Annotated in this window: 13 protein-coding genes; 3 read left to right on the plus strand and 10 right to left on the minus strand. The window is 69.9% G+C overall.

Going from position 1 to position 11,380, the window contains the following annotated elements; translation table 11 throughout:
• Window positions 1–40 precede the first annotated feature (40 nt).
• Both NQ152_RS02175 and NQ152_RS02180 read right to left on the minus strand, forming a co-directional pair.
• Complete coding sequence (locus NQ152_RS02175; protein ID WP_257522853.1) at window positions 41–1,048, minus strand: DUF1648 domain-containing protein; 1,008 nt, start codon at window positions 1,046–1,048, stop codon at window positions 41–43.
• Window positions 1,038–1,394 carry a GntR family transcriptional regulator gene (locus tag NQ152_RS02180; protein ID WP_257522854.1) on the minus strand — a complete coding sequence of 119 codons (357 nt, stop codon included), beginning with the start codon at window positions 1,392–1,394 and terminating at the stop codon, window positions 1,038–1,040. The genes NQ152_RS02175 and NQ152_RS02180 overlap by 11 nt, the downstream gene beginning before the upstream one ends.
• Before the next feature lie 86 nt (window positions 1,395–1,480).
• On the opposite strand from NQ152_RS02180, the gene NQ152_RS02185 reads away from it, so the two are divergent.
• Complete coding sequence (locus NQ152_RS02185) at window positions 1,481–1,948, plus strand: DUF4442 domain-containing protein (protein ID WP_257522855.1); 468 nt, start codon at window positions 1,481–1,483, stop codon at window positions 1,946–1,948.
• Between the two features lie 19 nt (window positions 1,949–1,967).
• Here NQ152_RS02185 and NQ152_RS02190 read toward each other — a convergent pair whose 3' ends face one another.
• From NQ152_RS02190 to NQ152_RS02210, 5 genes are all read right to left on the minus strand, one after another.
• A complete protein-coding gene (locus tag NQ152_RS02190) occupies window positions 1,968–2,495 on the minus strand; it encodes a hypothetical protein (RefSeq protein WP_257502345.1) in 528 nt (175 codons plus the stop codon).
• Complete coding sequence (locus NQ152_RS02195; RefSeq protein ID WP_257522856.1) at window positions 2,492–2,746, minus strand: hypothetical protein; 255 nt, start codon at window positions 2,744–2,746, stop codon at window positions 2,492–2,494. Before NQ152_RS02195 ends, NQ152_RS02190 begins: the two co-directional genes overlap by 4 nt.
• A gap of 298 nt (window positions 2,747–3,044) precedes the next feature.
• Entirely contained in the window at window positions 3,045–4,307 is a 1,263-nt protein-coding gene (gene hisS, locus NQ152_RS02200) for a histidine--tRNA ligase (protein WP_257523063.1), read from the minus strand.
• A gap of 31 nt (window positions 4,308–4,338) precedes the next feature.
• A complete protein-coding gene (locus NQ152_RS02205) occupies window positions 4,339–4,959 on the minus strand; it encodes a MazG family protein (protein WP_257502625.1) in 621 nt (206 codons plus the stop codon).
• A gap of 101 nt (window positions 4,960–5,060) precedes the next feature.
• Window positions 5,061–6,230 carry a Na+/H+ antiporter NhaA gene (locus NQ152_RS02210; protein WP_257502343.1) on the minus strand — a complete coding sequence of 390 codons (1,170 nt, stop codon included), beginning with the start codon at window positions 6,228–6,230 and terminating at the stop codon, window positions 5,061–5,063.
• 187 nt (window positions 6,231–6,417) lie between these two features.
• Between NQ152_RS02210 and NQ152_RS02215 the strand changes: the two genes are divergently transcribed.
• On the plus strand, window positions 6,418–6,615 hold the full coding sequence (locus NQ152_RS02215; protein ID WP_257522857.1) for a hypothetical protein: 198 nt from the start codon (window positions 6,418–6,420) through the stop codon (window positions 6,613–6,615).
• 36 nt (window positions 6,616–6,651) lie between these two features.
• Here the strand turns inward: NQ152_RS02215 and NQ152_RS02220 are convergent, their stop codons facing one another.
• Window positions 6,652–7,251: a gamma carbonic anhydrase family protein gene (locus NQ152_RS02220; RefSeq protein WP_257502341.1), complete on the minus strand. Its 600-nt coding sequence runs from the start codon at window positions 7,249–7,251 to the stop codon at window positions 6,652–6,654.
• Window positions 7,252–7,476: 225 nt separating this feature from the next.
• Between NQ152_RS02220 and NQ152_RS02225 the strand changes: the two genes are divergently transcribed.
• Entirely contained in the window at window positions 7,477–8,832 is a 1,356-nt protein-coding gene (locus NQ152_RS02225; protein WP_257522858.1) for an HNH endonuclease signature motif containing protein, read from the plus strand.
• Window positions 8,833–8,890: 58 nt separating this feature from the next.
• Here NQ152_RS02225 and NQ152_RS02230 read toward each other — a convergent pair whose 3' ends face one another.
• Complete coding sequence (locus NQ152_RS02230) at window positions 8,891–9,598, minus strand: DUF2652 domain-containing protein (protein WP_257502339.1); 708 nt, start codon at window positions 9,596–9,598, stop codon at window positions 8,891–8,893.
• A gap of 42 nt (window positions 9,599–9,640) precedes the next feature.
• The gene (locus tag NQ152_RS02235; protein ID WP_257522859.1) at window positions 9,641–11,332 is read right to left on the minus strand and encodes an MFS transporter; all 1,692 of its coding nucleotides are present in this window, start codon (window positions 11,330–11,332) and stop codon (window positions 9,641–9,643) included.
• Window positions 11,333–11,380: the final 48 nt, after the last annotated feature.

Genomic DNA, 11,380 nt, shown 5'->3' on the forward strand with positions numbered 1-11,380 from the left:
TCGCTGGCCGCCGTGGGCACGTCAAGGGCGTCCGCGCGGGTCAGCTATGGACGCGTCCGACCAGCGCCTGCAGCAATCGCGCTCCTGTCTCGGCGTCGTCGACCGTGACGACGAACCGCTTGCCGTTGCGGCGCGTGACCTCGATGGCGGCCCCTCGCCGCTGCACGACGCCGAAACGGCGATCGGGACTCAGCCGCAGCCCCCAGCCGCCGAACTCCCCCATCGGATCGACGAACACGCACGAGACGGACGCCACCTCGTGGATCGGCACGCGCAGCCTTGGGAGGCCGAGCACCGAGTCCACGCGAAGTCCGGTCGCGTCGACCCGCACGCGGAACGCGACATTCGCAGCCGTGAGCGCGAACACCAGCACCGTGACCATCGTCAGCGTCCAGCAGGTGGCCGCTGACGCACCGGTGATCCAGGCCACGAGCGCGCTCACGCCGACCGCCCCCACGGCTATGGCGAGGGCGATCACCACACCGGGCGCCACGCTCGTCGTCCGCAGCCACACCGCGCGCTCATCTTGCTCGAGCGGCAACGCCGCCGCGGGCTCATCCGCCGCGCGCGTGTCACTCTGGGCGGGCTGTGCGAACCACGCGACCACACCCACGAGGACTCCTGCGGCGACGGACCCGATCATGCTCCAGCCCATGGTGGGCGGTTCCGCGCCGCCCGCAGGCCCCGCCTGCATGGCGAAGGTCCAGGTGGCGGCGGTGACCACCAAGGCCGATGTCCCTGCGGCAACCGCGCCCATCAGCCGGTAGGTGGCGCCTCGGCCCCCACTGCGCAGGCCGGGCAGGGTCGTCAGGCCGATCAGCGCGGAGACGCCGATGCCGAATCCGATCGTCACCAAGGGCTGCGTCCAGACCGGGGCGAAGCCGTCGGCCTCGCCTGCGCCGTTCCAGTGCATCGCGATCGTCGTGGGCATCACCGGAAGCAACGCCAGCTGAATCACCACGCCGACCAGGGCGATCGCCACCGGAACGATGAGCGCGACGATCACGAAGCGGCGGATGGCAAGGGCAGGGACAGCGTCAGCGGTCACGGGCGATCTCCTTCACGAGGGAGGCAAGAGTGTCGGTCGAGAGGCCGAGCGCACGGGCGCGGTCGACGAGGGCGGCGATGTCGTCGTGGAGCTGCGCGAGCGGGGCGGCGGCGGCGGTCACGACCGCTCCTCTGCCGCGTCGCATATCGACGAGTCCTTCGTCGCGCAGATCCTGGTATGCGTGCAGGACGGTGTGGAGGTTGACACCCAGCGCGTCCGCGACATCCCGAGCAGAGGGCAGGCGGTCACCGGGGAGCAGCCGCCCCGCCGCGGCATCCGCTCGGACAGACGCGGCGACCTGCGCGAACAGGGGTTCCTCGCTTGTCGGATCGACTCTCAGCAGCATGCTCTGATTCTATAACAACTAGAACAGTTGTAGAGAACGCACAGCCGATGGCTGGCGGAGCGCGGAATTCCGACACACTGCCACGTATGCGAGTCACTCCCCGCCGCCTTGCCTGGGTCATGAGCCTGTGGGCGCCGAACCTGTTCTCGGGCATCCGCGTCAAGCGCTTCGCCGACGACTGGACGAGCGCCACCGTAGAGCTTCACGTGAACGTCCTGACCCGCAACTACGTCAAGACGGCCTTCGGCGGCTCGATGTCGGCGATGAGCGACCCGTACTTCTTCATGCTCGTGATGCACCAGCTGGGGCGCGAGTACGTCGTCTGGGACAGCCGCGGTGAGATCGAGTTCGTGAAGCCCGGGCGCGGGGTGCTGACGGCGCACTTCGGAGTGCCACCGGGCAAGACCGCCGAGCTGCGCGAGCGCGCGCGGGGCGGCGCCAAGGTGCTGGAGTGGTTCGAGACCGAGATCACGGATGCCTCGGGCGATGTCGTCGCGCGCGTACGGCGCCAGGTCTACGTGCGCGAGAAGAAGCGCGTCACCCGGGCTGCATGACGGGTCGCGCCACGCTGCGTCAGCCCTCGACCGGAAGCCCCGTGTCGCGGACGAGGTAGATCCACGGGAATGCCCGGCATCCGACCTGCCAGCCCGCAGCCTCATCCGCCGCCAGAGACGTGCGCCACAGGATCCGGCGATGCTCCCACTGCGTCCCGGTGAAGACCATGCGGTGCGACAGCATGCCCGCCTCGACGGTGTGCCATCCGGTCCGGCCGGCGATCTCGAGCTCAGCCATCTCGTCGAACGCGGTGATCGGACCGAGCCAGCGCTCCGTCTCGCCGGTGACCGCCGATTCGCTCTGCGCTCCGAAGCGCTGTTGCGCGGCCTGCCGCGTCATGCCGAGCTCTGCACCGATCAGCGCCCAGCTCGCCCCTCCGGCGCGCGCGGCGCTGACCGAGCGCTGCAGCAGCGTCCGCGCCTCCTCCTCGGCGCGAGCGCTCGCCGCGATGAGCGCCAGGTGGTCCGCTACGCGCAGCGTGCCCTCGTCATCGACCTGCGCGGCGGTGAGAATCGCCCGGCCCACGGCATCCGCGAGTTCGCTCATCGGTGGGCGTCCTGGCTGGGCAGCCAGGACGCGCGAGGACCGGCACGACGGATGCCGTTGCCGAAGCCCCAGAAGTATGCGCCGACGGCCATCAGTCCGATGCCGCCGCCCTGCACGAGCCCTCCCCAGAATCCGCTCCACTCGAGCACTATGGCCACGAGGAGGAGGGCGGCGCCCGCGATGATCGCCGCGATCGCCCAGACGACGATGCGGCCGAAGACAGCCGACTTTTGGTTTCCGTTATCCGTCATGGTTGTCAAGGTACGCTTGACAATCCCCTGCTGTCAACCTTCGATTGACAACTGCCGCGGGAGGGGTCCCGTGCGGGATGGCATACGCGAGCCCGAGCGAGCCCGCACCCACGCTCACTACGGCATCCCTCACGTCTTTCACCATCTGGGGCGAGGACGCCCCGGGGCGTCCTCGCGGGTCATTCGGGTTCGCTTACCAACCTGTCCCGACCAAGCCCGACGCCCCGCCCAGCGGGCATACGGCGGTCGCAGCCCAACTAGGTGACGCGCGGCCGCGGTGAAAGGTCAGGGGTGAGAGTCACGTCAGGGGTTTGATCTCCAGCGTGCCCACCTCTGCCCCGGCAGGCACCGTCGCGAAGGCGGAGTAGCCGTCGGATGCCGCGCGCTCCAGGAGTGCCTTGAGGTTCTTGGTCCGGTGCTCCAGACGCACCCGCGCTCCCCCGGCGACGAGCGCGGCCTTGTGGGCGAGCAGCTCCCGCGGGGGCACGTCACGGTCGTGGACGAGCACGACGGATACTCCGGCGGCATCATCGGCGGTCTGGAGGAGGTCCACGATCCGCTCGAAGCCGATCGAGAAGCCGACCGCCGGGACGTCCTGACCGAGGAACCGGCCGATCATGCCGTCGTAGCGTCCCCCGCCGCCCAGCGAGTAGTCCACCGAGGGGTGGGCGAGCTCGAAGATCGTGCCGGTGTAGTACCCCATCCCGCGCACGAGGAAAGGGTCGAACACGAGCGGGATGCGCGCGTCGCCTGGCGCGCGGGCGGCCGACACCGCGTCGCCGATGGCCACCAGATCCGACACGATCGCCTCGGGTGCACCGTCGGGCAGGACGCTGCGGATCGGCCGCTCTCCGTAAGGGTCGTACTCCACCAGCGGGGGCCGGTGCAGGAATCCGGAGAACTCCTCCACCGCATCGGGCGTCGCGCCGCGCTCCCGGAGCTCCCCGATCACCCCACCCGGCCCGATCTTGTCCAGCTTGTCGATCGTGATGAGCACGCCCGGCCGCTCCTCGGCGGTGAACCCGAAGCCGTCGAGCATCCAATCCAGCATCCGGCGGTCGTTGATCCGCACGGTGGCGCCGTCCAGACCCAGGGCGTCGACCGCGTCGAGCGTCGCGACGATCAATTCCGCCTCGGCACGGGGTGACGCATCGCCCAGGATGTCGATGTCGCACTGGACGAACTGGCGATACCGGCCCTTCTGCGGCCGTTCGGCCCGCCACACCGGCGCGATCTGAACGGCGCGGAACACGGCGGGCAGCTCGGCGCGGTGGCTGGCGTAGAACCTGGCCAGCGGCACCGTCAGGTCGTAGCGGAGGCCGAGGTCGGCCAGCGCTGCCGGGTCATCGGCCGCGGCGCGGATCGCGTCCGCGTCCAGCCCGCGCTTGAGCACGTTGTAGGCGAGCTTCTCGTTATCGCCGCCGATTCCGGCGTGCAGACGGGAGTACTCCTCCATCACCGGGGTCTCGATCTCGTCGAAGCCGTGCGCGCGATAGCGCTCCCGGATGACGGAGAGAACGCGCTCGCGGCGCGCTTTCTCGGCGGGAAGGAAGTCTCGCATGCCGCGAGGAGGGTTGACCGATGCCACGCCCCTATTGTCCCAGGTCCGCCTCGGCGTCCCGCACCGCGGACTGCAGCGTCCGCAGACGCTCGCGCAGCGCGCGTTCAGCGTCCCACCCGTTCGCGCGCGCCACGGCGACCAGCCCCAGCAGTGCCTCACCCAGCTCGGCCTCCGAGCGCGGACCGGCGGCGACGGCATCCGCTGCCGTCAGGCCCACACCGACCCCCACCGCGGACGCCTTGCCGATCAGCTTCTGGGCGAGCGCCAGCGACGGCATCCGCTGTGAGACGCCGTCCAGCACGCTCGTGCGCTCGTGCTTCTCCGCCGCTTTGGCGGCGTTCCACAGCACGAGGACCTGCTCCGGCGTCTCCGCCACCTCGCCGGCGAACACATGCGGATGCCGGTGCACCATCTTCTCGGTCAGGCTGCGCGCGACGTCGTCGATGTCGAACGGATCCTCCGGATGACGTGCGGCGATCTCGGCGTGGAACAGAACTTGCCAGAGCAGGTCGCCCAGTTCCTCGCGCAGCTCGGCGCGCGAACCGTTCTCGACGGCATCGATCAGCTCGGCGCTCTCCTCCACCAGGTAGGGCACGAGCGCACGGTGATCGACCTGCTGCGTCCAGACGCACCGGTCGCGCACCGCGTGCATCGTCTCCGCCGCATTGCGGAGCGGATCGCCGCCGCGGCGCGGATCCGGCGCGCGGTCGCCACGGCCGGGCTCAGGGATGGTGGGCTGGGGGAAAGCATCGGTCACGCGGGAGCCTCCGTCGGGGTCGCGGCGGCGAGGCGCCGGTAGTGGCGGGCGCGCCATGAGACGAGCACTCCGGAGAGCACGAGGGCGACCATCGACCCGGCCAGGACGCCCAGGATCGCCTCGTCGCGCACCAGCGGCGAGTCGGCGAAGGCCAGGTTCGCCAGAAGCAGCGACACGGTGAAGCCGATGCCGCCCAGCGCTCCCGCAGCGACCAGGTCGCCGAGCGGCAGCTTCTGGTCGCGGTCGCCCGCCCCGATCCGCTGCGCCGCCCACCCCGCCCCGACGATGCCGATGATCTTTCCCAGCGGCAGTGCGACCAGGATCGCCCAGAACGCCGGGGACAGCTGGGAGGCCGCCACCTGCGGGATCGGCACCAGCGCGGCCGCGAACGCGAAGATCGGGAGCACGAGCGCATTCACCCACGGCTCGATCGCGTGGCGCACCCGCAGGGCAGGCGTCTGCGCCATCGCCAGCCCCAGGAGCACTCCGGCGATCGTGGCGTGCACCCCCGAGGCGAGCACCAGCACCCAGGTGGCGGCGGCCAGGAGGACGAGCAGCACGACGACCAGCGCTCGCGCTCGGGTGTCGAGCACACGACTCAGGATCGCGAAGGCGACGACCGCGAGAAGCGCCAAGGCGAGCATGCCGAAATTCACATCCGTCGCGAACAGCACCGCTATGAACACGATCCCCACGATGTCGTCGAGGATTGCAAGCGCGAGCAGGAACACCCGTACCGTCGAGGGCAGGCCGCGTCCGAAGACAGCCAGCACGCCGAGGGCGAAGGCGATGTCCGTGGCCGTCGGGATCGGCCAGCCCTCCTCGACACCGCTGCCGGCCGCGATCGCCAGATAGATGCCGATCGGAATGAGCACTCCGCCGGCCGCGGCGATCGCCGGCTGTATCGCGCGCCGGAAACTGCGCAGCTCGCCCCGTGTCAGCTCGTACTGCAGCTCGACGGACACGGCGAAGAAGAAGATCGCGAGCAGCCCATCCGACACCCAGTGCGCGAGCGAGAGGTCCGCGACTGTTCCGGGGATTCCGACGTGCGTCAGCGAGAACTGGATGACCGCAGCGCCGATCGGGGAGTTGGCGACGATGAGGCCGGCGATCGCGGCCAGCAGCAACAGGATCGCGGGAAAGCGCACGGACCGCAGCAGTGCCATGGTTCTCCGTCCGGTCCGAGGCGAGCTCGTCCGCCGCCGCGCCGATCCAGGTGCGGGCGTCGAGCACTCGACGCATCGTCATCATGCTACCCAGCGGCGGACGCGATCCTTCCGCCGGTCTGCAGAACACCGGCAGACGGGCGCGTCGCTGCCGGGCTGTTCCCTCGGCGCGGGTACTTTGGGCGCCATGACCAGGACATGGGACGACACCGGCGTGGCCACGCAGCTCACCGAGACGTGCCCGGTGTGCGAATCGACCCGGGTGCGTGAACGGGAGCATGACTGGTTCGTGCTGGAACTCGAACGCGGCGACGAAGTGCGTCGGGAAAGCAGCGACGTCGATGTCGAGTTCAGCTGCGCAGCCTGTGGATCGCGCTGGCGCTGAGCCCTCGGCATCCGACACCGCCGCAGCGTCGGCTCGTCAGTCCAGCCGGATGTCGCGCTCGTGGCGGGCGAGGCTGCGTCCGTAGCGCTCGGTGAGCTGGATCATCAGGTCGGGGGTCTCGCGGTCGAGGCCGAACACGTAGCCGGGGAAGTCCAGCTCCTTCTGCGCCGCCCAGATCTCCTCGTGCCGTTCGGGGGGCAGGATCAGCGCCGGATCTCCCACCGCGACCCACCCGATCGGAACCACGCTGTGCGGCGGCAGCACGGAGCGCAGATGCACGACGGCGTTGATGCGCACCTCGCTGCGCTCGCCGATGCGCGCGCCGTTGAAGACGCGGGTGCCGGTGGCCAGGAACACCTCCTCGCCGATCGTCGCGCCCGAGATGCTCGCCATCGGGCCGACCAGCGTGTGCGCGCCGATGTGGACCGCGTTGGTGGCGCTCGCCCGGATCAGGGCGTTCTCCATCACGATGACGTTCGCAGCCAGCGTGATCGGGCCTCCCTCGGCTGTGATGACGGCGCCGTGCAGCACCTGGCAGTCCGCGCCGATCTGGACGTCGCCGCTGATGACGGCGGTCGGCGCGATCACCGCGTCGGGATGGATGCGGGGCTTGGCCCCGAGATGCTCGAACTGCACGCGTGTCCTCCTCGATCAGGGTCAGCCTCGATCAGGGTCAGCGTAGCGCCGACGCGACGGCGACTCCCGCGGATTCCGCGGCAATTGATAGGTTCTTCGTTCTACACTGAGGACACCGATTTCCCCACAATGACCGCGTAGCTTCGTAGTTCTGTGCTAGAATCGAGGCAACGAAGCGCACGTGCCCAACAGCGCAGAATCGGCAGAACCGATGTGGAGATCCGCATGGGGCACGTGGTCGGCAGCGACGGACCCGGGGCATGGAAAGAACTCGACGACCTCGTCACCCGGGTCGTCGAGAATCGCGCCGCGATCGCTTCGCTTCAGGCCGACGAAGCATCACTCCTGGCAGATGCCGTCGACCTCATGATCTCCCGCACCGAAGAACGCCGGGCCCAGAGCCGCCCGCGGACTGACAGCGACCTGCCGCTTCGCGAGATCTGCGCGGAGCTCGGCGCCGCCATGCGGATGAGCGATCGAACCGTTCAGGCTCGCATCGGCGACGCGACCACACTCCTGACCTCCTTCCGAGCGACCCACGACGCGTGGAGGGCCGGCCTGATCGACGCTGGACACGTGGCGGCGATTCGCGACGCGGGAGCAGGTATCGCCGATGCTGCGGAACGCGCCCGTTACGAACGTCAGATGCTCGAGGCTGCAGCACACGAAAGCCCCGGGCGGCTGCGTGTTCTCGGACGAGTGGTGGCGGCACGCATCGACCCCGCATCCATCGATGAACGTCACCGCGTGGCGCGGGCGAGTCGTGACGTGCGCGTGATCGGTCTTGAGGACGGCATGGCGCGCCTGATCGCGGATCTCCCGGCGGTGCCGGCGTACGCGATCTGCGACCGGCTCACCCAGATGGCGCACACCGTGCGCGACCCGGGCTTCGCCGCGCCCGATATCTGCGCGGACGACCCGTGCACCGTGGGCGCTTCCGCGAATCCACCCCAGCTCGACTGTCGCTCGATAGGCGAGCTGCGGGCCGACATCCTCGCCGATATCCTCCTGACCGCGACGCCGACCGCCCACGGCGACCGGGATGCGCTCGCCGCGATCTGCGGCCGGGTTCAGGTGATCGTCCCCGTTCTGACAGCGGCCGGCCTCAGTGACCAGCCCGCACTCCTGGCCGGTCAGGGGCCCATCGACTCCGCGACCGCGCGACGACTTGCTGCAGACGCTCCCGGCTGGGACCGCGTGATGATCCACCCGCACACGGGGATGCCGCTCGCCGTCGACCGCTACCGTCCGAGCGCCGAACTCCGCCGGTTTCTGGCCGTGCGCGATGAGCACTGCCGGTTCCCCGGATGCCGGATGCCGGTGTGGCGCTGTGATCTGGATCACACGACCGATGCCGCACGCGGCGGAGTGACCAGCCATGAGAACCTGGCGAACCTGTGCCGCCGTCACCACACTCTCAAGCACGCCTCGGAGTGGAAGGTCACGCAGGTCGGTAGCGGCGTCCTGGAGTGGACGAGCCCGACGCTGCGTCGCTACACCGACCGGCCACCGAGTACCGTCAGCTTCGTACCGGAATCCGCCTTCGCGCTGTCGCCCGACGGCGTCCCACCGCCCTTCTGAGCGGATGCGTCAGGCCGCACCTCGGCCTGCGACCCCCGCTCGCGCTCGGCTCTCAATCTCAGCGCACCTTGCGGGGCTGCTTCAGGCCGAGCATGTACGGCATCCCCTGGCCCACCGCCGCAAACGTGCTCCCCAGGCGCGCGCGCCAGGACGCCGCGCGCGGCGGCGGCAGCGTTCCGTCCAGGTCCGCGACGTCGACGAAGTACGCGCGGACCGTTCCGATCCCTTCGAGGTTCGGGGAGATCTCGCGCACGGGCTCCGGAAACGACGCCTCGTCCGTGCGGTAGAGCTCCTCGGAGATCAGAACGTACTCGGGGATGTCGACCGAGTTCTTCAGCAGACGATGCACGAGGATCACGTCGATGCCGACGAGTTTGATCCGCCCCCGGATCGTCTGGGTGGCCACCTCGCCGACGTGCGCCACGAACTTGAGCTTCAGTTCGGCCGCCTCGCGGCAGCCCACGCAGGGGCACAGGTTGGCCGCGACGTACTGCCGCTCGAGGTGGAAGGCTCGATGCATGGCCACGGCCACGTGAAGGATGTCGGTGATCGTCGTGTCGGGATCGCGCGCACCGGTCGGGCGCGAGAGGAACGCGGCGTCGCCTTCGATCTCGACCAGATCGAAGCCGCGCGCTGCCTCGATCATCCGTTCCAGCATCCGAGCGGTATTGACCTCGGCGTGTGCAAGCGTCAATCGATGCGAACCCATGTACTGGGTGTACCCGCCGATATCGGCAATCAGCAGCGCCGCGCGCTCGGATGTCATGCCTCACAATCCCATCAACGCCCGGGTATCTCAACAGAGGATTCAGGACGTGGTCGGGGGTTCGTCGAACGACTCCTTCGGAGCGAAACGGTCCAGCCGGTCTTGGACTCCCACCTCGGCCGCCCGGGCACTGGGCGTATAGCCGAGGACGACCGAGACGAACCGGTCGGCGGCCAGTGCGCGCAGCTCGAGCGCGGTTGCGGCCACAACGCTCGCCGTGCGGCGCGTGCGCCTCAGCAACGCGATCTCGCCGAACCCGTCCCCCGGACCCAGCGTCGCCACGACCCGCCCGTCGCCCACCACTTCGGCCTCGCCCGACTCGATCACGTAGTAGCGGTCGCCGACCTCTCCCTGCGTGAGGACCGCCTGGCCGGCGGGCACCGTGACCGTCTCGAGTCCACGCGCCAGCTGCTCGATCGCGGGTAGCGGCAGCGGCGCCAGCATCGGCACCCGCTGCAGCAGCCCGATGTCCACGTCGAGGTTGTCGACGGACCGGTCCAGCCGTCGCAGGCGCCACCAGGAAGCGACCGCGAGAACGGGGCAGACCAGGCCGATCCCGATCAAGGCGGCTTCTACCCCGAGCCACCCGATCACAGCCGGCGCGAGGATGGCCCCGAGCCCGATGGACACGGCGACGAGGCTCTCCAGCACGCCGAACACTCGGGCCAGCACCGCGTCGGGTGCCAGCCGCGCGATCAGCGTGAACCCGGCCACATCGATCAGGGCGTTGCCGACACCGACGAAGGCCAGCAGACCCAGTGCGGCGATCTCCTGCGGAAAGACACCCACGAGAGCGATGGGCAGTCCCCAGAGGGCGACACCGATTGCGAACCAGGCGGCCAGCCGCCCCGTCCCGACGAGCAGGGAGGCCCCGAGGGAGCCGAGCACGGCTCCCGCTCCGACCGCGGCCATGAGCGCACCCACGCCCGGATCTCCGGTGCCGAGCAGCTCGATCGCGACGACGACGGAGAACACGGTCAGCGCCCCCCGCGTCAGGGACTGTGCCGCCGCCAGACCCAGGATCAGCAGCAGATCGCGGTTCTGCACGGCCACGCGGATGCCCTCGATCGCTTCGCGACCCAGATCCGGGCGACGCGGTGCCGCCGGGCGCGGCGGCGCGTCGTAGCGGACCCGCAGCAGCAGCAGCGCCGCCCAGAACGAAGCGGCCGCCGCCACGGCGAACACGACGGAGACGTCCGTGAACGCCAGCAGCACCGCGGCCAGCAGGGGTCCGACCAGGGTCGCGATCGAGTCGAGCATCCCGCGAACCACGTTGGCGCTGGCCAGCTCGTGCCCGGTGCGGCACAGGGTCGGCAGGAGTGCGGAGTGTGCGGGGCGGAACAGAGTGGCCGCGATCGTGGAGAGCACCGCCAGCGTGTAGACCAGAAGGATCGGGCCGGCCAGGGCGACCACGACTGCCGCGACACCCGTCGCGACCCCGCGCAACGTCGAGACCACGACGAGCACCCGCTCCCGGCGTCCGCGATCGGCGAATGGGGACAGCAGCGGCGCGAGCAGTGCCGAGGGGAGCATGCGCAGCAGCCCCACCAGACCGAGCGCGAGGGCACCCCCGTCGTCGTAGGCGACGATGCCGAGCGCGACGGTGAAGGCCCACTCCGCGGTCCACGCGCCGAGAAAACTCAGCTGGGCGCGACGCAGGTTGTGGTTGCGCCAGTTGCTCGTGAAGGCGCAGCCGGCCTCACGGAGCCGGCGGCGGCTCGCCCCAAGGCCCATGGGCAGACTCTAAGGCCTGCCCGAGCGTCACAGCCAGCGGCAGTTCCA

Origin of the sequence: Microbacterium sp. zg.B48 (genome assembly GCF_024623505.1) — a bacterium.
GTDB lineage: Bacteria > Actinomycetota > Actinomycetes > Actinomycetales > Microbacteriaceae > Microbacterium.